The 24,239-nt window shown below is 60.1% G+C and carries 27 protein-coding genes and 1 tRNA gene; 15 read left to right on the forward strand and 13 right to left on the reverse strand.

Annotated features, from left to right (window positions below):
* Window positions 1-6 precede the first annotated feature (6 nt).
* Window positions 7-678 (forward strand): response regulator, encoded by a 672-nt coding sequence (locus C4J87_RS06995; protein ID WP_124366210.1) that lies wholly within the window; start codon window positions 7-9, stop codon window positions 676-678.
* Window positions 671-2,062: a sensor histidine kinase gene (locus C4J87_RS07000; protein WP_124366211.1), complete on the forward strand. Its 1,392-nt coding sequence runs from the start codon at window positions 671-673 to the stop codon at window positions 2,060-2,062. Before C4J87_RS06995 ends, C4J87_RS07000 begins: the two co-directional genes overlap by 8 nt.
* On the opposite strand, the gene C4J87_RS07005 is transcribed toward C4J87_RS07000, so the two are convergent.
* Window positions 2,056-2,877, reverse strand: a complete 822-nt coding sequence (locus tag C4J87_RS07005; protein WP_124366212.1) for an HDOD domain-containing protein — start codon at window positions 2,875-2,877, stop codon at window positions 2,056-2,058. The genes C4J87_RS07000 and C4J87_RS07005 overlap by 7 nt on opposite strands.
* 37 nt (window positions 2,878-2,914) lie before the next feature.
* Window positions 2,915-3,856 (reverse strand): folate-binding protein YgfZ, encoded by a 942-nt coding sequence (locus C4J87_RS07010; RefSeq protein ID WP_124366213.1) that lies wholly within the window; start codon window positions 3,854-3,856, stop codon window positions 2,915-2,917.
* A gap of 140 nt (window positions 3,857-3,996) precedes the next feature.
* Here C4J87_RS07010 and C4J87_RS07015 point away from each other — a divergent pair, with 140 nt between their 5' ends.
* Together C4J87_RS07015 and C4J87_RS07020 are read left to right on the forward strand one after the other, a co-directional pair.
* Window positions 3,997-4,251 (forward strand): succinate dehydrogenase assembly factor 2, encoded by a 255-nt coding sequence (locus tag C4J87_RS07015; protein WP_014717362.1) that lies wholly within the window; start codon window positions 3,997-3,999, stop codon window positions 4,249-4,251.
* A complete protein-coding gene (locus C4J87_RS07020; RefSeq protein WP_124366214.1) occupies window positions 4,235-4,681 on the forward strand; it encodes a protein YgfX in 447 nt (148 codons plus the stop codon). The genes C4J87_RS07015 and C4J87_RS07020 overlap by 17 nt, the downstream gene beginning before the upstream one ends.
* Here C4J87_RS07020 and nadB read toward each other — a convergent pair.
* Window positions 4,650-6,266, reverse strand: a complete 1,617-nt coding sequence (gene nadB, locus C4J87_RS07025) for an L-aspartate oxidase (protein ID WP_124361732.1) — start codon at window positions 6,264-6,266, stop codon at window positions 4,650-4,652. The two genes, C4J87_RS07020 and nadB, sit on opposite strands and share 32 nt — an antisense overlap.
* Window positions 6,267-6,730: 464 nt before the next feature.
* On the opposite strand from nadB, the gene rpoE reads away from it, so the two are divergent.
* From rpoE to C4J87_RS07045, 4 genes are all read left to right on the forward strand, one after another.
* Window positions 6,731-7,312 carry an RNA polymerase sigma factor RpoE gene (gene rpoE, locus C4J87_RS07030; RefSeq protein WP_003172477.1) on the forward strand — a complete coding sequence of 194 codons (582 nt, stop codon included), beginning with the start codon at window positions 6,731-6,733 and terminating at the stop codon, window positions 7,310-7,312.
* 32 nt (window positions 7,313-7,344) lie between these two features.
* Complete coding sequence (locus C4J87_RS07035) at window positions 7,345-7,932, forward strand: sigma-E factor negative regulatory protein (RefSeq protein ID WP_057723059.1); 588 nt, start codon at window positions 7,345-7,347, stop codon at window positions 7,930-7,932.
* 16 nt (window positions 7,933-7,948) lie between these two features.
* Entirely contained in the window at window positions 7,949-8,908 is a 960-nt protein-coding gene (locus C4J87_RS07040; RefSeq protein ID WP_124366215.1) for a MucB/RseB C-terminal domain-containing protein, read from the forward strand.
* 235 nt (window positions 8,909-9,143) lie between these two features.
* Window positions 9,144-10,583 carry a DegQ family serine endoprotease gene (locus C4J87_RS07045; RefSeq protein WP_124366216.1) on the forward strand — a complete coding sequence of 480 codons (1,440 nt, stop codon included), beginning with the start codon at window positions 9,144-9,146 and terminating at the stop codon, window positions 10,581-10,583.
* 67 nt (window positions 10,584-10,650) lie between these two features.
* On the opposite strand, the gene C4J87_RS07050 is transcribed toward C4J87_RS07045, so the two are convergent.
* Window positions 10,651-12,084, reverse strand: coding sequence for a M48 family metalloprotease (locus C4J87_RS07050; protein WP_124366217.1), 1,434 nt, complete (start codon window positions 12,082-12,084; stop codon window positions 10,651-10,653).
* Window positions 12,085-12,179: 95 nt separating this feature from the next.
* Here C4J87_RS07050 and C4J87_RS07055 point away from each other — a divergent pair, with 95 nt between their 5' ends.
* Entirely contained in the window at window positions 12,180-12,419 is a 240-nt protein-coding gene (locus tag C4J87_RS07055) for a sulfurtransferase TusA family protein (protein WP_124366218.1), read from the forward strand.
* 19 nt (window positions 12,420-12,438) lie between these two features.
* Here C4J87_RS07055 and C4J87_RS07060 read toward each other — a convergent pair whose 3' ends face one another.
* The gene (locus C4J87_RS07060) at window positions 12,439-12,912 is read right to left on the reverse strand and encodes a peroxiredoxin (protein ID WP_124366219.1); all 474 of its coding nucleotides are present in this window, start codon (window positions 12,910-12,912) and stop codon (window positions 12,439-12,441) included.
* Window positions 12,913-12,922: 10 nt separating this feature from the next.
* The gene (locus tag C4J87_RS07065) at window positions 12,923-13,483 is read right to left on the reverse strand and encodes a glycine cleavage system protein R (RefSeq protein ID WP_003189463.1); all 561 of its coding nucleotides are present in this window, start codon (window positions 13,481-13,483) and stop codon (window positions 12,923-12,925) included.
* Between the two features lie 262 nt (window positions 13,484-13,745).
* On the opposite strand from C4J87_RS07065, the gene dapA reads away from it, so the two are divergent.
* From dapA to C4J87_RS07090, 5 genes are all read left to right on the forward strand, one after another.
* Window positions 13,746-14,624, forward strand: a complete 879-nt coding sequence (dapA, locus tag C4J87_RS07070; protein WP_124366220.1) for a 4-hydroxy-tetrahydrodipicolinate synthase — start codon at window positions 13,746-13,748, stop codon at window positions 14,622-14,624.
* 17 nt (window positions 14,625-14,641) lie between these two features.
* A complete protein-coding gene (bamC, locus tag C4J87_RS07075; protein WP_124361739.1) occupies window positions 14,642-15,757 on the forward strand; it encodes an outer membrane protein assembly factor BamC in 1,116 nt (371 codons plus the stop codon).
* Window positions 15,758-15,761: 4 nt separating this feature from the next.
* Complete coding sequence (locus tag C4J87_RS07080) at window positions 15,762-16,520, forward strand: MBL fold metallo-hydrolase (RefSeq protein ID WP_057723051.1); 759 nt, start codon at window positions 15,762-15,764, stop codon at window positions 16,518-16,520.
* A gap of 27 nt (window positions 16,521-16,547) precedes the next feature.
* Window positions 16,548-17,261: a phosphoribosylaminoimidazolesuccinocarboxamide synthase gene (gene purC, locus C4J87_RS07085; RefSeq protein ID WP_048726015.1), complete on the forward strand. Its 714-nt coding sequence runs from the start codon at window positions 16,548-16,550 to the stop codon at window positions 17,259-17,261.
* 83 nt (window positions 17,262-17,344) lie between these two features.
* Window positions 17,345-17,434: transfer RNA gene (locus C4J87_RS07090), tRNA-Ser, on the forward strand.
* Window positions 17,435-17,529: 95 nt separating this feature from the next.
* On the opposite strand, the gene C4J87_RS07095 is transcribed toward C4J87_RS07090, so the two are convergent.
* The 5 genes from C4J87_RS07095 to C4J87_RS07120 all read right to left on the reverse strand — a co-directional run bounded on the left by C4J87_RS07095 (window position 17,530) and on the right by C4J87_RS07120 (window position 20,560).
* Window positions 17,530-17,823: a type II toxin-antitoxin system RelE/ParE family toxin gene (locus tag C4J87_RS07095; protein ID WP_124366221.1), complete on the reverse strand. Its 294-nt coding sequence runs from the start codon at window positions 17,821-17,823 to the stop codon at window positions 17,530-17,532.
* A complete protein-coding gene (locus C4J87_RS07100; RefSeq protein ID WP_124366222.1) occupies window positions 17,813-18,052 on the reverse strand; it encodes a type II toxin-antitoxin system RelB/DinJ family antitoxin in 240 nt (79 codons plus the stop codon). Before C4J87_RS07100 ends, C4J87_RS07095 begins: the two co-directional genes overlap by 11 nt.
* A 466-nt stretch (window positions 18,053-18,518) precedes the next feature.
* The gene (locus C4J87_RS07110) at window positions 18,519-19,745 is read right to left on the reverse strand and encodes an MFS transporter (protein WP_124366224.1); all 1,227 of its coding nucleotides are present in this window, start codon (window positions 19,743-19,745) and stop codon (window positions 18,519-18,521) included.
* 219 nt (window positions 19,746-19,964) lie between these two features.
* Window positions 19,965-20,282 (reverse strand): type II toxin-antitoxin system RelE/ParE family toxin, encoded by a 318-nt coding sequence (locus C4J87_RS07115; RefSeq protein ID WP_124366225.1) that lies wholly within the window; start codon window positions 20,280-20,282, stop codon window positions 19,965-19,967.
* Window positions 20,279-20,560, reverse strand: a complete 282-nt coding sequence (locus C4J87_RS07120) for a type II toxin-antitoxin system ParD family antitoxin (RefSeq protein WP_177412808.1) — start codon at window positions 20,558-20,560, stop codon at window positions 20,279-20,281. The genes C4J87_RS07115 and C4J87_RS07120 overlap by 4 nt, the downstream gene beginning before the upstream one ends.
* A 333-nt stretch (window positions 20,561-20,893) precedes the next feature.
* Between C4J87_RS07120 and C4J87_RS07125 the strand changes: the two genes are divergently transcribed.
* A complete protein-coding gene (locus C4J87_RS07125) occupies window positions 20,894-21,796 on the forward strand; it encodes a LysR family transcriptional regulator (RefSeq protein WP_065886461.1) in 903 nt (300 codons plus the stop codon).
* On the opposite strand, the gene C4J87_RS07130 is transcribed toward C4J87_RS07125, so the two are convergent.
* Window positions 21,788-22,546 (reverse strand): substrate-binding domain-containing protein, encoded by a 759-nt coding sequence (locus tag C4J87_RS07130; RefSeq protein ID WP_124366227.1) that lies wholly within the window; start codon window positions 22,544-22,546, stop codon window positions 21,788-21,790. The two genes, C4J87_RS07125 and C4J87_RS07130, sit on opposite strands and share 9 nt — an antisense overlap.
* Window positions 22,543-23,850 (reverse strand): MFS transporter, encoded by a 1,308-nt coding sequence (locus tag C4J87_RS07135; protein WP_124366228.1) that lies wholly within the window; start codon window positions 23,848-23,850, stop codon window positions 22,543-22,545. The genes C4J87_RS07130 and C4J87_RS07135 overlap by 4 nt, the downstream gene beginning before the upstream one ends.
* Window positions 23,851-24,239: the final 389 nt, after the last annotated feature.

Genomic DNA, 24,239 nt, shown 5'->3' on the forward strand with positions numbered 1-24,239 from the left:
AAATTCATGCGTGTCCTTCTGGTTGAAGACCATTTGCAACTCGCCGAAAGTGTCGCCCAAGCGCTCAAGAGCATAGGGTTGACCGTCGACGTGTTGCACGATGGCGTGGCTGCGGACCTGGCGTTGAGCAGCGAGGAATACGCGGCGGCGATCCTTGATGTGGGGCTGCCGCGCATGGATGGTTTCGAAGTGTTGGCACGCTTGCGCGCCCGTGGAAAAAATTTGCCGGTGTTGATGCTCACGGCACGCAGCGATGTAAAAGACCGCGTGCATGGCTTGAACCTGGGCGCCGACGATTACCTCGCCAAACCGTTTGAACTGACGGAACTGGAAGCGCGGGTCAAGGCGCTGCTACGGCGCAGCGTATTGGGCGGCGAGCGCCAGCAGGCGTGCGGCGTGCTGGTGTACGACCTCGATACTCGGCGCTTCACGGCCGGTGGCGAACTGCTGACGCTGACCTCGCGCGAGCAAGCGGTGCTCGAGGCGCTCATCGCCCGGCCTGGCCGCGTGATGAGCAAGGAGCAACTGGCCTCCCAGGTGTTCGGTCTCGACGAAGAAGCCAGCCCGGACGCTATCGAAATTTATGTGCACCGCCTGCGCAAGAAACTCGACGGCCAGCCTATCGCCATCGTGACCTTCCGTGGCCTTGGCTACCTGCTGGAAGCCCGCGATGCATAAGCCCAGCAGCCTGCGCTGGCGCCTGCTGTGGAACCTCGCGCTGTTGCTGGTGCTGCTGATGCTCGCCAGTGGCATGAGTGCCTACTGGAACGGACGCGAAGCGGCCGACACCGCCTATGACCGCACGCTGCTGGCCTCGGCGCGCACCATTGCCGCCGGCTTGACCCAGGTGGACGGCACGCTCAGTGCCAACGTGCCCTACGTGGCCCTGGACACCTTTGCCTACGACAGCGCCGGGCGTATCTATTACCAGGTCAACGACATCAACCAGAAGCTGATATCGGGTTACGAAAACCTTCCTGGCCCGCCGCCCGGCACCCCGCGTACGGATGATTACCCAGCCTTGGCGCGGTTCTACGACGCCGTGTATCAGGGCCAGCCGGTGCGCGTGGTGAGCCTGCTCAAGGCCGTCTCCGAGCCGAACATGAATGGCATGGCGGAGATCCGTGTCGCAGAAACTGACGAAGCCCGGGTCGCCATGGCCCGAAGCCTGATGGCCGACACCTTGTTGCGCCTGGGCATGCTTGCCATTGGCGCGCTGTTGCTGGTGTGGTTTGCCGTCAGCGCGGCGCTGCGCCCGCTGGAGCGCCTGCGCACGGCGGTGGAAGAACGCCAGCCCGACGACTTGCGGCCCTTGCCGCTGGTAGAGGTGCAGGATGAGTTCGGCCCGCTGGTGCGTTCCCTCAACCATTTCACCGAACGCTTGCGCGGCCAGTTCGAACGCCAGGCGCAGTTCATTGCCGACGCCGCCCACGAGTTGCGTACGCCGCTGGCTGCGCTCAAGGCCCGCCTGGAACTGGGCCTGCGCGCCGAAGACCCGGCCACGTGGCGCACCACCCTGGAAACCGCCGCCCAGGGCACCGACCGTCTCACGCACCTGGCTAATCAGCTGCTGTCCCTGGCACGCATCGAAAACGGCGCCAGGGCCATCGCCGAAGGCGGCGCGCAGTTGCTCGACCTCAGCCAATTGGCCCGAGAGCTGGGCATGGCCATGGCGCCATTGGCCCACGCGCGAGGCGTTGCCTTGGCGCTGGAAGCAGACGAGCCGGTGTGGCTGCGCGGCGAACCGACGCTGCTCAATGAGTTGCTGAGCAACCTGGTGGACAATGCGCTGGCGCACACACCACCGGGTGGCAACGTGATTTTGCGGGTGACGGCGCCAGCGGTGCTCGAAGTCGAAGACGACGGCCCCGGTATCCCGCTGGATGAGCGGGACCGGGTATTCGAGCGATTTTATCGACGCAGCCAGCAGGGTATGGGGTCGGGCCTGGGGCTGGCGATTGTCGGGGAAATCTGCCGTGCGCACCTGGCGCAGATCAGCCTGCACGATGGCGACTCGGCGGGGTTGAAAGTGCGCGTGAGTTTTATCGCCGGGGATCAGTAGAACATCGAACGTGCTTCATCCAGCTCGGTGCGCAAAGTCTCGCTATAGGGGTCAATCCGCAGCTTCTTCACCGCCGGTACACCCGCCATATCGACGTTCGCCAGTGGGTGTCCGGTGTGGCGGTGACAGTAGAGCACGGCGACCTGCACCACATCGATGTAATCGAGCTGGGCGCCGTCGCGTTCCAGGTTCAGATACTGGCCGGGCAGTTTTGCCAGCATTTCGGGGAAGTCCCAGCCGCTGAGCAGCTTGTCACCCAATACCGGATGGATGCTGTCGATCACGTGGTTGAGGCTGACCGGGTCGGACAGCAGCTCGTAATGGTCTTCGGCGTAGGTGAGGATCGGCAGCACGCCGATCTGGTGCACCAGGCCGCCCAGGGCCGCCTGGTCCGGCTTGAGTTGGCTATGCCGGCGACACAAGGCATAGCTGACGCCCGCGACCTCCAGGCTGCGGCGCCACACTTCGCGCATTTTCTGTTCGACCACCTCGGAGCGGGCGTGAAAGATCTGCTCCATGACCAGGCCGATGGCCAGGTTGCTGCTGTAATTGGTGCCGAGCCGCGTGATGGCGGTGTGCAGGTCGGTAACTTCCTGAGTTGCTCTGAGCAACGGGCTATTGACCACTTTGATCAGGCGCGCCGACAGGGCGGTATCTCGACTGATCACTTTACTCAAGTGGCTGATGCTGATCTCCGGGTCTTCGGCGGCCTGACGAATTTTCAGTGCCACCTCCGGTAATGTCGGCAGAACCAGGTCATCGTTGTCGATGGCCTTCATCAAAGCCTGTTGGACTTTTTCCGCCAGCTCGTTCATTCATACTCTCTAGGGTGTTGCAAAAAAAGTACGGCGGTTATCGCTGGATCTCACGATCGCGGTCCAGCGCGTAGGGCAGGTCTAGCAGCCGCAGGCCCGGTCCTTCCAGGCTGCCTAAGCGTACGTCGCCATTATCGGCAGCTTCGGCTTGCAGCACGGCAAGAAGTTCAATGGACTGACCCGCTTTTGCCGCGATGACCACTTCGCCGATCGAACTGTTATGGCTCGGGGAAAACAGTGCGGTGCCTGGCTCGGGTAATTCGGTCGCAGCCAGACTCAGGCGGTACAGGCGGCGTTTGAGTTTGCCCAGGTACTGCATGCGCGCGACGATCTCCTGGCCGGTGTAGCAGCCTTTCTTGAAGCTGACGCCGCCCACAGCCTGCAGGTTGAGCATCTGCGGGATGAACAGTTCGCGGGTCTGCGGCATCACCTGGCCGATGCCGGCGCGGACCTGGCCCAGCAGCCATTCATTCAGCTCGGCTTGCGGCAGGCTTGCCGCCAACTGGCTGCGCAGGCCTTCGGCGTGTTCGGCGGGTGCCCAGAGTTCAGCGCGGTCGGGCGACACGCGGATGGCGATCAACGTCTTGGTGCGCGCCACGCTGTCGGTCTCGACCGGCAACGCCAGGCCCAGCGCGGCCAGCGCCTGGTCGGCATGCGCCAGGCCGAAACGCACCCAGGCGGCGCTTTCATCGGTGAGTTTGGATTTGGAGAACACTGCGTATTTCTTCAGGTCCGCCAATTGCGGCTCGAGCAGTTCGCTGGCCATGGCCAGGAGCACGCCGTCACCTTGTAGCAGGATGCGAAAACTTGACTGCATCCGGCCTTTTTGCGTGCAGCGCGCGCCCAGGCTGGCCTGGGTGTCACTCAGGTAATTGAGGTTGCAGGTCAGTTGGCCCTGCAGGAATTTGGCAGCGTCCGCGCCGCGGACGGCGAGAACGCCTTCGTGGGACAGCGGGCAGAAGAAAGCAGAGTCGGCCATGGGTCATCGCAGGTCAAAAAGTCATGGGTGCATCATAGAGGGGCGCCCGGCAAATGCATAGTTCCCATGGGGCGCGACCAAAGCCGGCTGTCCCGGTGCCGTCGGGCCTGTATACTTGCGCTCTATTTGAGGAGCGTTTCATGGTCGAAGATGTAGAAATCAATCGCCTCTACTGGCACAGCCGTCGCGGCATGCTGGAATTGGACGTGTTGCTGGTGCCTTTCACCAAAGAAGTCTACGCGACGCTCAACCAGGTAGATCGCGACCTTTACGTACGGCTGCTGACCTGCGAAGACCAGGACATGTTCGGCTGGTTCATGGAGCGCGCCGAATCGGAAGACCCGGAGCTGCAACGCATGGTTCGGATGATCCTGGACCGTGTCCAGCCCAAGTAACCGTTTTGAGTGCCGCTGGCAGGCCTCACGGCTGTTGCTGGCGGCGTATCTGATTGCACAACTGTTTGCACTGGGTGCCTGCCTGGTAGTCGATCTGCCGTTTGCATTCCTTGGCATGCTGGCGTGCCTCATCCACGCCGCCTGGGTGTTGCCGCGGCATGTGTTGCTGACTCACCGCTCGTCGATTCGGGGCCTGCGCCGCGATGAGGATGGCTGGCAGTTGTTCAGCGCCGAGCGCGGCTGGCACAGCGTGCAGTTGCGGCCTGACAGCCTGGCGCTGCCGCTGGTCGTGGTGCTGCGCTATCGTGTGCAAGGTGAACGATGGGTGCGCTCGACGTGCGTGCCTCACGACGCGCAGACCGCCGATATGCACCGGCGCCTGCGCGTACGCTTGAAGTTCAGTCGCCGTAGGTGGCTGGCACCAGAATAGTGTCGCGGGCCTCAGGCAGCATCTGCGGGTAGTCGAGGGTGTAATGCAGCCCTCGGCTTTCCTTGCGCGCCATGGCCGAGCGGATCATCAACTCGGCGACTTGGGCCAGGTTGCGTAATTCGATCAGGTCGCGGCTGACTTTATAGTTGCTGTAGAACTCGTCGATCTCATCCAGCAGCAAACGCACCCGGTGCTGTGCCCGTTGCAGGCGCTTGTTGGTTCGCACGATCCCCACGTAGTCCCACATGAAGCGCCGCAGCTCGTCCCAGTTGTGCGCGATGATCACGTCTTCGTCCGAATCCGTCACCTGGCTGGCATCCCAGCGCGGCAGGGCGGCCGGCACCGCGATGCGCGGCAGTTGTTCGAGGATGTCCGCCGCCGCCGAGCGCGCATATACAAAGCATTCGAGCAGCGAGTTGCTGGCCATGCGGTTGGCGCCGTGCAGGCCGGTGAAACTGGTTTCGCCAATGGCGTACAGGCCGGGCACGTCGGTGCGGCCATGCTGGTCGACCATCACGCCGCCGCAGGTGTAATGCGCGGCAGGCACGACCGGGATCGGGCCTTTGGTGATGTCGATGTTGAAGGTCAGGCAGCGTTCATAGACGGTGGGGAAGTGCGTCTTGATGAAGGCTTCGGGTTTGTGGCTGATGTCCAGGTAGACGCAGTCGATGCCCAGGCGCTTCATCTCGTGGTCGATGGCGCGGGCGACGATGTCGCGCGGTGCCAGCTCGGCGCGCGGGTCGAAGCGTTGCATGAAGCGTTCGCCATTGGGCAGCTTCAAGTGCGCACCTTCCCCGCGCAACGCCTCGGTGATCAGGAAACTCTTGGCCTGGGGGTGGTACAGGCAAGTGGGGTGGAACTGGTTGAATTCCAGGTTCGCCACCCGGCAGCCCGAGCGCCAGGCCATGGCGATGCCGTCGCCGCAGGCCCCGTCGGGGTTGCTGGTATAGAGGTAGACCTTGGCCGCGCCACCTGAGGCAAGGATGGTGAAGCGCGCGCCGTAGGTGTCGACTTCGCCGCTGGTGCGGTTGAGCACATAGGCGCCGAGGCAGCGCTCGCCGGGAAGGCCCAGGCGTTTTTCGGTGATCAGGTCGACGGCGACTCGCTGCTCCAGCAATTCGATGTTGGGGCGTTGGCGCGCCTGGTCGAGCAAGGTCCTGAAAATGGCGGCGCCGGTGGCGTCGGCGGCATGGATGATGCGGCGGTGGCTGTGGCCGCCCTCACGGGTCAGATGGAACTCGAAGCCGCCGTCATCGCTGCCCGCATGCTCATCACGGGTAAAGGGCACGCCCTGGTCGATCAGCCATTGGATTGCCTCGCGACTATGCTCGACGGTGAAGCGCACCGCGTCTTCATTGCACAGGCCGCCGCCGGCATTGAGGGTGTCTTCGACATGGGACTGTACGGTGTCGGTGTCGTCCAGTACGGCGGCGACGCCGCCCTGTGCCCAGAATGTCGAACCGTTGGCCAGGTCGCCTTTGCTCAGTACGGCTATACGCAGATGGCTGGGGAGGGTCAGTGCCAGGCTCAGGCCGGCGGCGCCGCTGCCGATCACCAGGACATCGTGTTGAAACTGTTGGCTCATTGAATGGATTCCGCAAAAAGCGATCCGAAGAGGAGGCGCAAGCAGGACGCCTGGATCGGCGAATCAAAGGGGCACACGGACCACTAGTATATAGAGGGGTGGAGCGGCACAATAGCCAGGCATTCGTGGCATTGTGAGATTACGGTGCACAGCACCCGGTTAAACAGCCAGTCAGCGAGCGGGAACTTTTTGCATAAGCCCCGACTCAATAGCAGGTTGCCCGAAAGCTGGGAAAAAACGTTGTGTTTATTGGCCCGTCGGGAGCATTGGACGCGTCAGAAAACCGACGAAAAGATTATTCGCGCAGCCGGCGTTGCCTGAGCTGCGTTTTTCGTGTGTGCCAAATCAGTGCGTGCCGGAAACTTGCTTGAAGGGGGAGAACTTTTGCGAAAAGCCCGAGTCTATGTTTGCAAGCCTGATCGATTAGTTATGCAAGCCTCCTTCGAGTACAACGAGGAGTGTTCATGCTAACCCAGGAAGAGGATCAGCAGCTGGTCGAGCGCGTACAACGCGGCGACAAGCGCGCATTTGATCTGCTAGTGCTGAAATATCAGCACAAAATTCTCGGGTTGATCGTGCGGTTTGTGCACGACACCCATGAAGCGCAGGACGTTGCACAGGAAGCCTTTATCAAGGCGTACCGTGCACTGGGCAATTTCCGCGGTGATAGTGCGTTTTATACGTGGCTATATCGCATCGCCATTAACACGGCGAAGAACTATCTGGTGTCTCGCGGCCGCCGCCCACCAGACAGTGATGTCAGTTCAGAAGATGCTGAATTCTATGATGGTGATCACGGCCTCAAAGATCTCGAGTCGCCGGAGCGTGCGTTGCTGCGCGACGAAATCGAGGGAACCGTTCATCGAACAATTCAGCAACTGCCAGAAGATTTACGTACGGCGTTAACTTTACGTGAATTCGATGGTCTGAGTTACGAAGACATTGCGAGCGTCATGCAATGTCCGGTGGGGACTGTAAGGTCACGGATTTTCCGGGCCCGGGAAGCCATCGACAAAGCCTTGCAACCGTTGTTGCAGGAAAACTAAAGACAGCGGCGACAGCCAAGAGAGGAACCGCCATGAGTCGTGATGCCCTGCAGGAATCGCTGTCCGCAGTGATGGATAACGAAGCGGATGAACTGGAACTTCGTCGAGTGCTCAATGCATTTGATGATGCCCAAACCCGTGACACCTGGTCTCGTTACCAAGTCGCTCGGGCGGTGATGCACAAGGATCTTCTAATCCCTCGTCTGGATATTGCTGCGGCCGTTTCTGCCGCGTTGGCCGATGAAGCCGTTCCGGCAAAAGCTGCTCGTGGTCCATGGCGTAGCCTGGGTCGTCTGGCAGTCGCTGCCTCGGTGACCGTCGCCGTACTGGCCGGTGTTCGTCTGTACAACCAGGACGAAATAGCCGGTGCCGAGCTGGCCCAGCAGACTCAGCAACCGGTCATGGCCGGTCCGCAAGTCAAAGGCCCGGCTGTACTGGCTGGCTACAAGGAAAGCTCTGATACCGCCGGCCCTATGGCTAACGGTGTGCTTCAGGGGCAATCCGGCTGGCAGGACCAGCGTCTCCCAGGCTACCTGCGTCAACATGCACAGGAAGCGGCTGGCAAGAACGCTGAAAGTGCTCTGCCATACGCTCGCGCAGCAAGCCTGGAAAACCGCTGAACCGCTAAGGAGCCCTATGCGCGCCATACCGCTCCTTACGCTTTTGTTCAGTAGTTGGTTTGCACTACCCGCCCATGCCGATGAAGCCCAAGACTGGCTGACTCGACTTGGGCGTGCGGAGCGGCAGCAAAGCTTTCAAGGTACGTTCATTTACGAGCGTAACGGCAGTTTTTCTACCTACGATATCTGGCACCTTGTTCAGAACGGTCAGGTCCGGGAGCGGCTTCTGCAGCTCGATGGCTCTGCCCAGGAAGTCGTGCGGGTAGAAGGTCATACTCAGTGCGTCAGCGGCACCCTTGTCGCCGGCCTGGGTAATTCCCGTGACAGTGCGTCACGTTCGCTGAACCCGCAAAAACTCAATCAATTCTACGAGCTGGCCGTTATCGGCAAATCTCGCGTGGCCGGTCGTAATGCAATTATTGTTTCGATCACCCCGCGCGACCCTTACCGCTATGGTTTCGAGTTGCACCTGGATCGTGAAACCGCGTTACCCCTCAAGTCGTTGCTACTCAGCGAGAAGGGGCAACTGCTGGAGCGCTTTCAGTTTGTTCGATTGAATACGTCAGCCGCTCCCGTTGATCGAGACTTGCAGCCCAGCAGCGAATGCACGCCTGTTGCGATTGGCCGCAGCGAGACATCGCAAACGTCCGCATCCAACGCGTGGCACCTGGACTGGTTGCCGCCTGGGTTTGAGCTGAGCAGCACTGCATCGCGCAAAGACCCCCAGACAAAATCCACCCTAGACAGCTTGATGTACGATGATGGGCTTGCACGTTTCTCGGTATTTCTTGAACCCACCGACGGCGCGAGCGTGTCGGAAACCCGCACCCAGCTTGGGCCCACGGTTGCGGTGTCGCGGCATGTGAATACGGTGGACGGGCAGATGATGGTGACGGTTGTCGGGGAAATCCCAATCGGCACCGCCGAGCGCATCGCGTTGTCGGTTCGCGGTGAAAAGGCCGCAGCCAATCCGTGAGTCGTTAATCCAGTGTTCATCCTGATCTTTCACTCTGCTGCCATGCTAGGGTGCCTGTCGAGAGCATGAAATGTCTGGATCAGCATTTTCACTTGCAAAAAATCCTTATGTTTTTTATAGGTCAGGGCTTCTCGGCCCTTGCCTTGTTTTGTTCGCGGAACAAAAAATGCCGGGCGCGGTTTCCGGCTTTTTTTGAACCCTGTCGCTCAACCCTGCTCGTCGTAACGGGAGCTGTATGTCGATACCACGTTTGAAGTCTTACCTATCCATAGTCGCCACGGTGCTGGTGCTGGGTCAGGCCGTGCCCGCGCAAGCGGTCGAGCTGCCTGATTTCACCCAACTGGTGGAGCAGGCCTCGCCTGCGGTGGTGAACATCAGTACTACGCAGAAATTGCCGGATCGCAAAGTTTCGAACCAGCAGATGCCCGACCTGGAAGGCTTGCCGCCGATGCTGCGCGAGTTTTTCGAGCGAGGCATGCCGCAACCACGCAGCCCGCGCGGTGGTGGCGGTGGCCAGCGCGAAGCGCAGTCCCTGGGCTCTGGTTTCATCATTTCGCCTGACGGCTATATCCTCACCAACAATCATGTGATTGCCGATGCTGACGAGATCCTCGTGCGCCTGGCCGATCGCAGTGAGTTGAAAGCCAAGCTGGTCGGCACCGACCCGCGTTCCGACGTGGCCTTGCTGAAAATCGAAGGCAAAGACTTGCCGGTGCTTAAACTGGGTAAATCCCAGGACCTGAAAGCGGGCCAGTGGGTGGTGGCGATCGGGTCGCCGTTCGGTTTTGACCACACTGTCACCCAGGGCATTGTCAGCGCCATCGGCCGCAGCCTGCCTAATGAAAACTATGTGCCGTTCATCCAGACCGACGTGCCGATCAACCCGGGCAACTCCGGTGGTCCGCTGTTCAACCTGGCCGGCGAAGTAGTCGGTATCAATTCGCAGATCTACACCCGTTCCGGTGGTTTCATGGGGGTGTCCTTTGCGATTCCGATCGACGTGGCCATGGACGTCTCCAATCAGTTGAAGGCCGGTGGCAAAGTGAGTCGCGGTTGGCTGGGCGTGGTGATCCAGGAAGTGAACAAGGACCTCGCTGAGTCTTTCGGTCTCGATAAACCGGCGGGTGCACTGGTCGCGCAGATCCAGGACGACGGCCCGGCTGCCAAGGGCGGCCTGCGGGTTGGCGACGTGATCCTGAGCATGAACGGCCAGCCGATCATCATGTCGGCCGACTTGCCGCATCTGGTCGGCGCACTCAAGGCGGGCAGCAAAGCTAAGCTGGAAGTGATTCGTGACGGCAAGCGCCAGAATGTCGAGCTCACCGTGGGGGCAATCCCGGAAGAGGGCGCGACCCTGGATGCCCTGGGTAACGCCAAGCCAGGCGCCGAGCGCAGCAGCAACCGCTTGGGCATTGCCGTGGTTGAGCTGACTGCCGAGCAGAAGAAAACCTTCGATCTCAAGAGCGGTGTCGTGATCAAGGAAGTACAGGACGGTCCAGCCGCCTTGATCGGCCTGCAACCGGGCGATGTGATCACCCACCTGAACAATCAGGCGATCGATACCACCAAGGAATTCGCCGACATCGCCAAGGCATTGCCGAAGAATCGTTCGGTGTCGATGCGCGTGCTGCGTCAGGGGCGCGCCAGCTTCATCACCTTCAAGCTGGCCGAGTAACCTTTCAGCCCAATAAAAAGCCCCGCCATCGGTGAATGATGGCGGGGCTTTTTTGTGGGCGATGGGTTTAGCTCATCATCCCTTTCACCAGGCGTTCCTGTTCGATCAACTCACGCTGGCGTGCATCGATGCGCGAGGACAGTGGAAAATTATTGCCTGCGCGGCGCTTGGCAAAGTCCAGTTGCTGGATGGCTTGCTGGAAGTCGCCCACCAACGCGAAATATTCGGCGCGTGCCTGGTGCAGGCCGATGATATTGCCCGACAAACCACGGGTCTCGGCGACCTGATACCACACGTCCGGATCATCCGGGCGGGACTTGAGCAAGCCATCCAGGGCTTTCTCTGCATCAGCGGTGCGATTCTGCTTGAGCAGCAGATCTACGCGTACCTGGTTCAGCGGGTAGTTGCTGGGGTACTGGGCAAGCATGCGGTCAGTGCGTTGTTGTGCGTCCGGCATGCGATTGCTGGTGATGTCCAGCTCGATCTGCGCCAGGTTGTAGGTGATGTCGTTGGGCGCTTTGGCCAGCAGCGGTGCCAGGCTGTCCCGTGCTTCCTTGAGCTGGGTGCCCTTGATCTGGGCGATGGCCAGGCCATAACGCGCCACATCGTTCTTCGGGTTTTCGTCCAACTGGGCCTGGAAGCGCTTTGCGGCGAGGCCTGGCGTGTCTTCGTACTTCAATTGCACCCGAGCGCGGATTAACTGATAGCGCAGGCTGTCTTCCTTTCCGCCGGGTTTGGCCTGCTCGGCGCGGTTGCGGGTGTCGGCGATCCGCGATTCCGTCACCGGGTGCGTCAACAGGAATTCCGGCGGCTTGGCGTCGAAGCGGTACTGGCGCATCAGGCGCTCGAACATGGTAGGCATGGAGCGCGGGTCGTAGCCGGCTTTCTCCAGGTTGAGGATGCCGATACGGTCGGCCTCCTGTTCATTCTGCCTGGAGAATCGACGCTGCTCCTGGATCGCGGCGGCCTGGGAGCCGGCAATCGCGGCGATGCCTGCATCGCCAGCGCCGGCTGCGGCAGCAATGATGCCGCCGAGCAGGGCAGCCATCATCGGGATCTGCATGCGCGACTGCGCTTCCACGCCTCGAGCAAAGTGGCGCTGGGACAAATGCGCCAATTCGTGAGCCAGCACTGATGCGTACTCACCTTCGGTCTGGGCATTGAGGAACAAGCCGCCATTGACCCCGACGATCCCGCCGGGTGCGGCGAAGGCGTTGAGTTGTGGGCTGTTGATCAGGATGAATTCCAGGCGCCGGTCATTGACCTGGCTGGTCTCCACCAGCTTGTACACGCTGGTTTCGACGTAGTCCTTGAGCTGCGGGTCGTTGAGTTGCGAGACCTGCCCGCGCAGGTAGGCCAGCCAGGCGCGGCCCAGTTGATATTCCTGTTGCGGCGAGACAATGGCAGAACTGGCGTCGCCAAGTGAGGGCAGCTCGTCAGCGAAGGCCGGGGAGGCCAGCAGGCAGGCCAGCGTCAGCAGGGTAGGGCGCAGGAAAGTCATGCACAAAGCCTTTCGACAAAGAGCTTACTGTAGCCGGACACTGAGCTTCGGACCAGATATTCTAAGCAGCTCAAATGTTTGCCTGGAGTAACACCATGACCGACGCTGTAGCCTTTGACGCCGAACTCGACGCCAGCGGCCTCAACTGTCCGCTGCCCTTGCTCAAGGCCAAGCTTGCGCTCAATCGACTGGCCAGCGGGGCTGTACTCAAAGTGACCGCCACGGACGCAGGCTCCCAGCGCGACTTCCGCACCTTTGCCAAGCTGGCGGGCCACACGCTGGTCCAGGAAGAAGAAGCGGCAGGTGTGTACCGTTATTGGTTGCGCAAAGCCTGATGGCTTTATTGGCTGAAGATCAGCTCTTGTTCAGCGCCTGCGCCGCCGCCAAGACCGCGTCCACATGCCCTGGCACTTTCACGCCGCGCCATTCCTGACGGAGCACACCTTCGCTGTCGATCAGAAAGGTGCTGCGATCCACGCCCAGGTATTCCTTGCCGTACAGCTTCTTCAGCTTGATCACATCAAACAGCTGGCACACCGCTTCGTCCTTGTCACTGATCAGCTCGAACGGAAACGCCTGCTTACTCTTGAAGTTCTCATGGGACTTCACGCTGTCGCGCGACACGCCAAACACTTCGGTATTGGCGGCCTGGAACGCGGCGTATTGGTCGCGGAAACCCTGGCCTTCGGTGGTGCAGCCTGGGGTGCTGTCTTTCGGATAGAAATAGAGCACCACTTGCTTGCCCTTGAGGGCCGCAAGGCTGAAGGTCTGGCCGCTGGTGGCCTGGGCTTCGAAATCGGCTACGGGTGTGTCGATGGCTACCGGCATGGGCAAGTCCTTACATGGGGTTCTGTGGGCGCCAAGGCTCGATCAGGGCGTCAAGGTTCAGGGCGTCGGCGAAATCCAGGAACTGGTCGCGTAGCCAACTGATCTGCACGCCGGCCGGCAAGGTCACGGTGAAGGTGGCGTTGAGCATGGTGCCGCCGGTTTGTGGCGCCTGGTAGGTGTCGCAGGTCAGGTTCTCCAACTCGACGTTGTGGTCGATAAAGAACTGGCACAGCTCGTTGACGATGTCCGAGCGGTAGGCCGAGCTGACATACGCCACGTAAGGCAGGGCCTGCGGGCGATTTTCCAGGGCTGCGCTGCGCACCACGTTAACGGTGAAGTCGTGCTTCTTGGCCAGGCCAGGCAGGCCGGTCTCCAGGCGCGCCAAGGCGTCCCAACTGCCGGAAATCTGCAGCACCAGCGCACTGCATTCGCCATGGCGGGTCAGGCGCGAGGTCACGACGGCGCAGCGGTTTTCATGGCTGGCGCGGCACAGGACGTTGGTCAGCTCCATGGGGTTGGCGCCGAGGGCACTGATAACAAGGAATTGTTCGCGAACTGTGGGGGTGGACATGCAGCCTTCCTAAAGCGATGAGCGGTCGATACCGTCAGAGCTGTATCGATCAAAGGATGAAGGGTAGCGAAAACCATCGCCAAGGGCTAGGAGGTGGCGTTTTCATTACCTGAACGGCGTGCTTCACGCGGTGCTTTGGCCCAATGATCGCATTGCCCGTCGTTTAGTTACGCCAGAACGCATCCTCGCACGGTACTTCGCTTGTACAAGCATCTTGGCGCCAGTACCATTACGGCTCTCTTTTTCCGGCAGGAGCGGTTGCATGATTGCGGGCAGTATGGTGGCACTGGTCACACCCATGGATGCACAAGGTCATCTCGACTGGGACAGCCTGGGCAAACTGGTGGACTTCCACCTGCAAGAAGGCACCAATGCCATCGTAGCGGTCGGCACCACAGGTGAATCGGCCACCCTCGATGTGGAAGAACACATCCAGGTGATCGAGTTCGTGGTCAAGCGCGTTGCGGGCCGCATCGCCGTGATCGCCGGTACCGGCGCCAACTCGACGCGTGAAGCAATCGAGCTGACCAAAAACGCCAAGAAGGCCGGCGCCGATGCGTGCCTGCTGGTGACTCCGTATTACAACAAGCCGACTCAGGAAGGCCTGTACCAGCACTTTCGCACCATTGCCGAAGCTGTCGACATCCCGCAGATCCTCTACAACGTACCCGGCCGCACTGCGTGCGATATGAAAGCCGAGACGGTGATCCGCCTGTCCACCGTGGCGAACATCATCGGAATCAAGGAAGCCACCGGCGACCTGCAGCGCGCCAAGGACATCCTGGCCGGCGTGAGCAGCGATTTCCTGGTGTATTCCGGTGACGACGCCACCGCTGTCGAGCTGATCCTGCTGGGCGGCAAGGGCAACATTTCCGTGACCGCCAACGTCGCCCCGCGCGCCATGAGCGAAATGTGCGCCGCCGCCATTGCCGGTGACGCCACGACCGCACGTGCGATCCACGAGAAGCTGATGCCGCTCAACAAGACACTGTTTATCGAATCCAACCCTATTCCCGTGAAGTGGGCGCTGTTTGAGATGGGCCTGATGCCGGACGGTATCCGTCTGCCGCTCACCCGGCTCAGCGAAGCCTGTCACGAACCGCTGCGACAGGCCCTGCGCCAGTCCGGCGTCCTGGTTTAATTGAGGAAGCACTACGCATGAAGCGATTGGCCGGACTTTCCGCACTTGCCTTGATTATCTCCAGCACCAGTGGCTGCGGTTGGGTATGGGGCCCGGAAGGTTACTTCCGTGACCGTGGCAGCGATTACCTGGAAGCGCAAGCAACCAAACCGATGCAACTGCCGCCTGACGTGAGCGTCGCCAAGCGCCTCGACCCGCTGCTGCCGATTCCGCGCAATGTCGCCGACGACACCGTCAAGGGCGAATACGTGGTGCCACGCCCGCAACCGATCACGGCGGTGGCCGATGCCAGCGACTACAGCCTGCAGAAGAGCGGCGACAACCGCTGGATCGTGGCTCAGCGCCCACCCGCCGAAGTCTGGCCGGTGGCCGTGCAGTTCTTTCAGGACAACGGTTTTCGTCTCGACCAACAGCGTCCGCAGACCGGTGAGTTCACCACGGCCTGGCAGCGCGGCAGCGAGCTCTCCGCCAACATGGCCCAGCGTCTGCAGGCCAGTGGTGTAGCCGCCGATAACGAAGCCCGTGTGCGTGTGCGCATCGAGCCTGGCGTGCAACGCAATACCAGTGAAGTCTATGTGGTCAGCGCCGAGCGTCCTGCCGGCAGCACCGCCAACGTCGATTTCACCAACCGCTCGGTCAATACCGGTGTCGACGCCGCGCTGGTCGACGAGATGCTGGCCAGCATGAGTCGTATCTCCGAGAAGGGCGGCTCGGTTTCCCTGCTCGCCGCACGCGATTACGACACACCGAGCCGCGTCAGCCTTACCGAAGATGGCAGCGGCAACGTGGTGCTGAACCTGGGTGAAGACCTGGATCGTGCCTGGGCCAGCGTCGGTCGCGCGTTGGAGCAGGGTCCTTGGCGCGTTGAAGACATCAACCGCAGCCTGGGCCTGTACTACATCAACGTGGCTGAAAAGGCCGAGAAAAAGGACGACGAGCCAGGTTTCTTCGGCAAATTGTTCGGCAGCCAGCCGACCAAGGAAGAAGTCGAGACCCGCGCCGAGCGTTACCAGGTTCGTTTGAGCAAGGTTGGCGAGAGCGTACAAGTCACGGTCGAGAAGAACATCAACACTGTCGCGCCAGCTGAAACAGCGCGCAAAGTGTTGGGCGTGATTCAGGACAACCTGGGCTGATCCGATGCGTTTTGCTGTTCTCGGTAGCGGTAGCCAAGGGAACGGCACGCTGGTCGCCCACGACGACACGTACGTACTGGTGGATTGTGGTTTCTCGTTAAGAGAAACCGAGCGGCGCCTGCTGCGCCTGGGGGTTCACCCCGCGCAGCTGAGCGCGATTCTGGTGACCCACGAACATGCCGATCACGTGCATGGCGTGGGTTTGCTGTCTCGGCGCTACAATCTTCCGGTGTACCTGAGTCGCGGCACGTTGCGCGGGATGCGCAAACCCATTGAACCCGCAGGTTTCCTGGCGGGAGGCGAGCAACTGCAGATCGGTGCCCTGAGCATCAGTGTTGTCGCGGTCGCTCACGATGCCCAGGAACCCACGCAATATGTATTCAGTGACGGCGAGCGGCGCTTCGGTGTGCTCACCGACCTGGGTTCCTACTGCGCCAAGGTGCTGGACGGTTACCGCGACCTCGATGCCTTGATGATCGAGTCCAATCACTGCCGAGACCTGCTGGCTCGCGGTCATTACCCCTACTTTCTCAAGCAGCGGGTGGGCGGCGAACTGGGACATTTGAACAACCATCAGGCGGCGTACCTGGTGTATGAGTTGGGCTGGCAAGACCTGCAACACCTGGTCCTGGCCCACCTGAGCAGCAAGAACAACCTGCCGACGCTTGCCCGGCAATGTTTTGTCGACACCCTCGGGTGCGACCCGGACTGGCTGCAACTGGCCGATCAAGATTCAGGGCTCGACTGGCGACATATCGCCTAGCCCACCTCACTCAAAGCGGAGCCCATCATGGAAAAACGTGAAGAACTCTACCGCGGCAAAGCCAAGTCGGTATACAAGACCGACGACGCCAACCGCCTGATCCTGCTGTTTCGCAACGACACCTCGGCGTTCGACGGTAAGCGCATCGAGCAGCTTGATCGCAAGGGGATGGTGAACAACAAGTTCAACGCTTTCATCATGCAGAAACTCGAAGAGGCCGGTATTCCGACCCAATTCGACAAACTGCTGGGCGACAACGAGTGTCTGGTCAAGAAGCTCGACATGATCCCCGTCGAATGCGTCGTGCGTAACTACGCTGCCGGCAGCCTGGTCAAACGCCTGGGCGTGGAAGAGGGCCTCAAGCTCAATCCCTACACCTTCGAACTGTTCCTGAAGGACGACGCCAAGGGCGACCCGTTCATCAACGAATCCCACGTCGTGGCCTTCGGCTGGGGCACTGCTGAACAATTGGCGCGCATGAAAGAGTTGTCCCTCAAGGTCAACGACGTGCTGAGCAAACTGTTCGACGACGCCGGCCTCTTGCTGGTGGACTTCAAACTCGAATTCGGTGTGTTCCACGACGGCTCCATCGTCCTGGGCGACGAATTCAGCCCTGACGGCTGCCGCCTGTGGGACAAGGACACCAAGAAGAAGATGGACAAAGACCGCTTCCGCCAGGGCCTCGGTGATGTTATCGAAGCCTACGAAGAAGTCGCCAAGCGTCTCGGCGTACCGCTGTAATCGACGCAAGCATCTGATAGCACGGAAAAAAAACGCTTCGGCGCTTTGCTTCCACGAAACAGGCTGTTATGATGCGCGCCGTTGGAGAGATGCCAGAGTGGCCGAATGGGACGGATTCGAAATCCGTTGTACCTTCACCGGTACCTAGGGTTCGAATCCCTATCTCTCCGCCATTACATAAGAAAAGCCCCGCAGCTGAATAAGCTACGGGGCTTTTTCGTTTCCTATGGCTGTTCATGGCTGCTTTAGGGATTCGCTGCAATCGCACCTAGCGCCGGTCCAAGCGCTCAAACGCTTTCCGATAAGCCTGATCATGCTCACGTTTATCAACGGCGACCACAAACACAGTAATTTCCTGATCGATCACTTGATAGACCAGCCTGTACCCGCTGCTACGCAGTTTGATCTTGTAGCAGTCAGGCAGGCCATGCAGGCGGTTCGCGTCAATGTGTGGGTTGTTCAGGATTTTGACCAGCTTCTTCTTGAATTGCTGACGAAGGGTGTCGCCGAGTTTTTGCCATTCCTTCAATGCACGCGCATCAAAATCAAGGCTATAGATCATCTAAAGAAACCTTCACTCGTTGAGGCGACGCAAGGCGCTCACGCACGGTCGCTATCAAGGCTTCATCTTCTTCAGTCATCAGCACGGGCTTGAATGGCAGTTGGCCGCGCTCGGCTACATATTGCAGCGCCTGGCGTATCAGTTCGGAAGGCGTGACACCGAGTTTTTCCAGTTCAAGGTAGGCGCGAGCCTTAAGGTCGTCATCGATACGAATGTTGATAGAGGCCAAGGGATAACTCCTTATGTAATGACGTTCGTCATTACGATGGAGCAAGCGTGCTTCACTGGCAAGCCTCTCTGGACATACGGCAATCTCTCTCATTCATTGACCCTACTTCTTAGCCTTCGGCTTTGCCGGGGGCTTTTTATCCGTTTCCTTTACCGTTTCCCTTGGCCGTTTTTTTGCCTCTTGCTCTGTCACGTATTCACCTGTGACCGCATCGCGGTATCTCGTTGGCATATAAGCATCCTGTCAGTATGTCGCCACGGCGGCGACCTTTTGAGGCTAGCTCAGAGGCTTATGCACACAAGCCTCCCTGTGGGAATTCTCTTTGCCAATCTTTTCCGAAACAGGTGCTTACGTTGTGCAGAGCCGGCAGTTTTCGAGCAGCGTTGCGTTGATTAATACTTGCCGCTGGAACGAAAAAAGCCTGCTGAACTCACGCTCAGCAGGCTTTTTCGCGGATTCAACCCAATCAGGCAGGCTGCGCCACCAGGCTATTACTCACCTTGCGCCCCAGCACCAATACCGTCGCAAAACCACATCCCACCAACACCGTCGCCAGGCTCAACAACACCGAGCTACCCATCTGATCGACAATCCGCCCACCAAAGAACGAGCCCAGGGCAATGATCACCTGAAACAGCGCGACAAACAGTGGCATGCCGCGCTCCACGTCCTTGGGTGCCACGACGAACATCCAGATGCTGGCGCAGGCCGGGAACGCACCGAAGGCGAAGCCCCAGAGGGCGATCAGCATCGCGGCGCCGGTCATGCCGGTGGCGAAGTAGGGGAACAGCGCGGTGCTGGTGCCGATCATCAGCGCGACCAGCAGCAGGGTGTTGCGTACGCTGCGGTTGGCGGCGAAGCCGGCGAACACGTTACCCATCACGCCCGCTACGCCATACAGCAGCAACAGTGAACCAATCGTCGGGCCGTCAAAGCCTGAACTGTTTTTGAAAAACGGCGCGACATAGGTGTACGCGGCAAAGTGTGCCAGGCCGATCAGCAGTACGGCGATCAACCCGACCCGAGCTTGTGGGTTGATGAACAAGGCCGGCAGGTCGCGGATCTGAATGGCTTTTTCCGGGGTGAGTCGGGGCAGCAGGAAAACCTGCGCCAGCAGCACCGGAATGCCCACCAGTGCGGTGACCAGGAAGGTCATGCGCCAGCCCATCAGGCCGCTGAGCCAGGTGCCTACAGGCACGCCCAATACGGTGGCCAGGGTCACGCCCATCATGATGATTGAGGTGGCTTTCGCAACGCCCACGCCCTTGGGCGCCAGCCGTCCGCTGAGCGCAATGGCCGTGGCCCAGAAGCCGCCAATGCTGATGCCGAGCAGTACACGACCGAACAGCAACAGGTTGAAATCACTGGCGAAGGCCACCACCGAGTTGGCGATGATCATCACCAACGTCAGGCCGATCAGCAGATAGCGACGGTCCATGGTGCCGATGCTAACCGACAGAAACGGTGCGGCAAGCGCGGCCATGATGCCGGGCAGGGTCACCATCAGCCCGGCGTGACCGGCGCTGATGCCCAGATCGCTGGCGACATCATTGAGCACGCCCACCGGCAGAAATTCGCTGGTCACCAGGGCAAAAGCGCCCACGGCGACCGAGAGAATCGCCAGCCACTGCTGTTTGACACTTTGTTGGTTATGTTCGGGAAGCCCGCTAGGGGCCTGGCTCGCGCTTGGCATGGGATTGGGTTCCAACAGGAATGTCGCCTGAAGCCAGGCGGGGGAGGGAATTCGGAAGGGATTATAGGAAGCAGTGTGGGCAATCGGGCAGGCGCTCGTTTCGATAGTAATCATCAGTGCCATCGATGTGACGAGGCGTGCACTTATTCAATCAGCGAGAAGAAATACTAAGAGCCTGCTGACCCGTTTTCAGCAGGCTGTTTTATCCAGTGTTGGACGTTAACTCTCATCTCCCTGCAACAACGCCGTGTAGTCTTGCCCGCCGTAAAATATTCCCACTATCGATACCGTTTCGCAGCCAGCCCTCACCCTGAAAGCAATGAGGGGGGTGCGACGATAATGGGTGACGCGCAAGCCTGTCAGCAGGTCGTCACGACGCAAGCCACGCAAGGGGAACAGGGCGAGGCTTTCACAGTAGCTGACGAGATTGTCGATAAAACGCGCAGCCACAGGCGGGGAGCCGACATCGCTGATGTAGTCTTCGAGGGCATCGAGTTGCGCCAGGGCTTCAGGCGAAAAGACTACCGAGTAGCTCACGCTTTCCCTGTGCCTTTGCGCTGACGTTTGACTGCCATGTGTTCGCGGACCTGTTCAGCGGATAGCCCGAGCTCAGGCTCAGCCTCAAGGGCGGTCGCTGCCGGAATGACTTCATCCCTCAGCCAGTCGTCCATGGCGCGGTCACGTGCCAGCAGCACGCGCAGTCCGTCGCGAATCACTTCACTTTCGCTGGCATATTCGCCGGCAGCCACCTTGGCCTTGACCAGGGCAGCCATTTCAAGGGGCAACGTGATGCTCATTTGCTGGGTTGAGCGCATTTGGATGTCCGCCAGAGGTGAGTAGGATTCAATCCTACTCGACCATTGACGCGATGCAAGAAGCAGCTGATCGATGCCGATATCCGGCGTCTCGTCGTCCATCCAGAAGTGATAGGTTTCCATGCGGTGTTGCCTCTCCCGTTGTGTAGGTCAGGCCGCAAGTATTGACCCGTTTTGGCGATTGCGTGGTCTGGGGACGCTGTTAAGCTGCTGATATGTATGACTTCATATGTGTAACAGAGTTATCTCGGCCAGCCCGCCCGGCATGCATGGCATCCCACCGGCTCCCATACGATAATGCCCGCCACCCCCGACCACTTTGGCCTGCCTCCCGTGATCATCAACTTCGACCTCAACGACCTCCAAGCCTTCCGCGCCGTGGTAGACAAGGGCAGTTTTCGCGGCGCTGCCGAAGCCATCCGGATCTCCCAGCCGGCCCTCAGCCGGCGTATCGAAAAGCTGGAATCCGCGCTCGACGTCAAACTGTTCGAGCGCACCACGCGGCGGGTCAGCCTGACCATGGTCGGGCGGGCGTTCCTGCCCCAGGTCGAACGCATGCTCGACGACCTCGACATCGCCTTGATGGGCATCAGTAACGTCGCGTCCACGCGCATGGGCAACGTCACCATCGCCTGTGTGCCGTCCACCGCGTATTACTTCATGCCTCACGTCATCTCCGAATTCCACAAGCTGTATCCGAAAATTCGCCTGCGGGTGCTGGACGCCAGTGCCGGTGAAGTGTGCAATGCGGTAGAAAGTGGCGAGGCGGATTTTGGCGTGAGTTTCAGCGGCAGCCTGGCTGATGAAGTGGAGTTCGAGTTGTTGCTGCAGGAGCGCTATGTGCTGGCCTGTCGTCGTGACCATCCGTTGGCCGCGCGTGAGAGCGTGACGTGGACCGAAGCCTATGAGCATGACTACATCACGGTGGACAAAACCTCGGGCAACCGCTTCCTGCTGGACCAGGCCCTGCGTGGCGTGCGTGTGAAAAAGCCAAGTATCTGCGAGACCCACCACGTGACTACCATGATCGGGTTGGTGGAGGCGGGATTGGGCGTGGCGATGGTGCCGTCGATTGCGATGCCGGCGTGCGAACACCCGATCCTGGTGAGTGTGCCGCTGGTGGAACCGCAGGTGATGCGCAATGTGGGCTTGATCAAGCGCCGCGGGCGGACATTGCCGCCGGCGGCGCTGGAGTTGGAGCGGTTGGTGCGGGAGATGCCGTTTCGGTCAGCGTGACACCGAGTCCAGTCCGGTGGACTGCACCACCGGTTGGGCTTCGGGCGACGCCATGAACTGCAGCAGCGCCTTGGCCTCTTGCGGATGTTCGGCGTTTACCGGAATGCCCGCTGCAAAACGCGTAACGGACTGCACGTCTTCCGGAATTTTACCTACAAACGTCACGCCCTTGACCGGCAACAATTCCGCCACCTGTTGCAAGCCGACTTCGTAGTCACCCTTGGCCACCTGTTCGCCCACCGGCACGCGTTCGATCATGGTGCCCTTGGCGGGCATGCCGAGCTTTTTGAACAGCTCTTTCTCGACATACACACCGCTGGCGCTGTCCGAATACGCCACTGACTTGGCCTTGCTCAGCACGGCCTTGAGTTCGGCATCGGTGCCGATCGATGGTTTGACCGCGCCTTCCTTGACCACCAAGCCAATCCGCGAATCCGCCAGTTCCACGCGGGAGGCGGGGTCGACCTTGCCTTGTTTGATCAGCTCATCCAGGGCGTAGCCGACCATGATCACCACATCGGCGTGTTCGCCACGGGCCAGGCGGTTGGGAATCGCTTCCGGCGCCTTGCCCATGGACGGGCCGAGGATAGTGTCGAGGGTGTCACCGCTGTGCTTGGCATATTGCGGGCCGAGCAATTTATACGCGGCAGTGAAGCCACCGGAGGTCATCACCTTGAGTTCCTCAGCCTGGGCTGACAGCGCCAGGGCGCCGAGGACCAAGGCCGTGAGGGTTTTGAACAGCGGCTTCATTGTGCAGCCCCCTGCATGACCTGGCCACGGGCATTGGCGCGGCGATACAGCGCCAGGGTAGAACACAAGGCACACAGCGCAGCGAATATCATCCAGTAAGCCGGCGACGCTTTATCTCCGGTGATGTGAATGAACCAGGTGGAGATCGCGGGCGTGAAGCCACCGAACACCGCAGTTGCCAGGCTGTAGGCCAGGGAGAAGCCTGCGACGCGCACTTCTACCGGCATGATTTCAGTCAGCGCCGGGATCATTGCGCCGTTGTACATGCCGTACAGGAAGGAGAACCACAACAGGGTCTCCAACATGTGCGCAAAGCTTGGCGCGTTGACTACGTAGGACAACGCCGGATAAGCCGTAAGAACGGTCAGCACCGTCATGGCGACCAGCACCGGCTTGCGGCCGAAGCGGTCGCTCAACGTGCCGCCGATCGGCAGCCAGACAAAGTTCGACACCGCTACCAGCAACGTCACCAGCAGCGCGTCGGAGGTGCTCAGTTGCAGCACGGTCTTGCCGAAGGTCGGTGCATACACGGTGATCAGGTAGAACGCGGTGGTGGTCATGGCCACCATCAGCATGCCGCCAATCACCACGGTCCAGTTTTTCACCAGGGTGGCCATCACTTCACGCATGGTCGGGCGGTGCTTGCGGTTGGCGAACTCTTCGGTTTCCTGCAGGTTGCGCCGCAGCACGAAGATAAACGGAATGATCACGCAACCAACGGCGAACGGAATGCGCCAGCCCCAGTCGGCCACGACGGCCGGCTCCATCCATACGTTCAAGCCATAGCCCAGCGCGGCGGCGACCACGATCGAGATCTGCTGGCTGCCCGACTGCCAGCTGGTATAGAAGCCCTTGCGGCCCGGGGTGGCCATCTCGGACAGGTACACCGACACACCGCCCAATTCCGCACCGGCCGAGAAGCCCTGCAGCAAACGCCCCAGCAGCACCAGCAAGGGTGCCCACAGGCCAATGGTCTGATAACCGGGCACCAGCACGATCAACAGCGTGCCGCTGGCCATGATCGACAGGGTCACGATCAAGCCTTTGCGCCGACCCACGTCATCGATATAGGCACCGAGGATGATCGCGCCCAACGGCCGCATCAGGAAGCCTGCACCGAACACGGCGAAGGTCATCATTAATGAGGCAAATTCATTGGCGGCGGGGAAGAAGGCAGCGGCGATGTAGGTGGCGTAGAAGCCGAACAGAAAGAAATCGAACTGTTCGAGAAAGTTGCCCGAAGTAACGCGCAGTACGGCGCCTGCTTTCGAGGAAGCAGCCGCAGGCCGGGAAGGGCTAGTCATGGTTTTGTGTCTCCAGCGTTCTTTTTAAAGTGCTTGTTTCGCTTAAGACTTGGGATAGTGGCTGACACATTTAGAAATGATAAGTGACAAATTTGGATAGATTGATGCGTCTTGGCTATCAATCGAAAGAGCCGTCGGAATTGTCGGTCCTGTTCTACGCTTGAAGCTGGGTTCAATGCTTACGAATGGGAGGTGGCTATGGGTGAGGAACACAAACAGCACAATGAGCCGGAGCGTGAACAGCCTCGGCAACGACCTGAGGAAGAAAAACCGCAAACCTGGAAGCATCCCGACGATGGGACTGAGCTTTCAGAGCGGGATCAGGAATTCCCTTTGAAACCTTGATGTCGGGGACGACGCGAGCCAAATGTGGGAGTGGGCTTGCCCGC

The sequence above is a fragment of the Pseudomonas sp. R1-43-08 genome (genome assembly GCF_003852255.1).
Taxonomy (GTDB): Bacteria; Pseudomonadota; Gammaproteobacteria; order Pseudomonadales; family Pseudomonadaceae; genus Aquipseudomonas.

Bases quoted from the DNA above. Each gene is read 5' to 3' on its own strand.
- C4J87_RS06995 (WP_124366210.1), top strand. From the start codon at position 7: ATGCGTGTCCTTCTGGTTGAAGACCATTTGCAACTCGCCGAAAGTGTC.
- C4J87_RS07000 (WP_124366211.1), top strand. From the start codon at position 671: ATGCATAAGCCCAGCAGCCTGCGCTGGCGCCTGCTGTGGAACCTCGCG.
- C4J87_RS07005 (WP_124366212.1), bottom strand. From the start codon at position 2,877: ATGAACGAGCTGGCGGAAAAAGTCCAACAGGCTTTGATGAAGGCCATC.
- C4J87_RS07010 (WP_124366213.1), bottom strand. From the start codon at position 3,856: ATGGCCGACTCTGCTTTCTTCTGCCCGCTGTCCCACGAAGGCGTTCTC.
- C4J87_RS07015 (WP_014717362.1), top strand. From the start codon at position 3,997: ATGGTCGAAGATGTAGAAATCAATCGCCTCTACTGGCACAGCCGTCGC.
- nadB (WP_124361732.1), bottom strand. From the start codon at position 6,266: ATGAGCCAACAGTTTCAACACGATGTCCTGGTGATCGGCAGCGGCGCC.
- rpoE (WP_003172477.1), top strand. From the start codon at position 6,731: ATGCTAACCCAGGAAGAGGATCAGCAGCTGGTCGAGCGCGTACAACGC.
- C4J87_RS07035 (WP_057723059.1), top strand. From the start codon at position 7,345: ATGAGTCGTGATGCCCTGCAGGAATCGCTGTCCGCAGTGATGGATAAC.
- C4J87_RS07040 (WP_124366215.1), top strand. From the start codon at position 7,949: ATGCGCGCCATACCGCTCCTTACGCTTTTGTTCAGTAGTTGGTTTGCA.
- C4J87_RS07045 (WP_124366216.1), top strand. From the start codon at position 9,144: ATGTCGATACCACGTTTGAAGTCTTACCTATCCATAGTCGCCACGGTG.
- C4J87_RS07050 (WP_124366217.1), bottom strand. From the start codon at position 12,084: ATGACTTTCCTGCGCCCTACCCTGCTGACGCTGGCCTGCCTGCTGGCC.
- C4J87_RS07055 (WP_124366218.1), top strand. From the start codon at position 12,180: ATGACCGACGCTGTAGCCTTTGACGCCGAACTCGACGCCAGCGGCCTC.
- C4J87_RS07060 (WP_124366219.1), bottom strand. From the start codon at position 12,912: ATGCCGGTAGCCATCGACACACCCGTAGCCGATTTCGAAGCCCAGGCC.
- C4J87_RS07065 (WP_003189463.1), bottom strand. From the start codon at position 13,483: ATGTCCACCCCCACAGTTCGCGAACAATTCCTTGTTATCAGTGCCCTC.
- dapA (WP_124366220.1), top strand. From the start codon at position 13,746: ATGATTGCGGGCAGTATGGTGGCACTGGTCACACCCATGGATGCACAA.
- bamC (WP_124361739.1), top strand. From the start codon at position 14,642: ATGAAGCGATTGGCCGGACTTTCCGCACTTGCCTTGATTATCTCCAGC.
- C4J87_RS07080 (WP_057723051.1), top strand. From the start codon at position 15,762: ATGCGTTTTGCTGTTCTCGGTAGCGGTAGCCAAGGGAACGGCACGCTG.
- purC (WP_048726015.1), top strand. From the start codon at position 16,548: ATGGAAAAACGTGAAGAACTCTACCGCGGCAAAGCCAAGTCGGTATAC.
- C4J87_RS07095 (WP_124366221.1), bottom strand. From the start codon at position 17,823: ATGATCTATAGCCTTGATTTTGATGCGCGTGCATTGAAGGAATGGCAA.
- C4J87_RS07110 (WP_124366224.1), bottom strand. From the start codon at position 19,745: ATGCCAAGCGCGAGCCAGGCCCCTAGCGGGCTTCCCGAACATAACCAA.
- C4J87_RS07120 (WP_177412808.1), bottom strand. From the start codon at position 20,560: ATGCGCTCAACCCAGCAAATGAGCATCACGTTGCCCCTTGAAATGGCT.
- C4J87_RS07130 (WP_124366227.1), bottom strand. From the start codon at position 22,546: ATGAAGCCGCTGTTCAAAACCCTCACGGCCTTGGTCCTCGGCGCCCTG.
- C4J87_RS07135 (WP_124366228.1), bottom strand. From the start codon at position 23,850: ATGACTAGCCCTTCCCGGCCTGCGGCTGCTTCCTCGAAAGCAGGCGCC.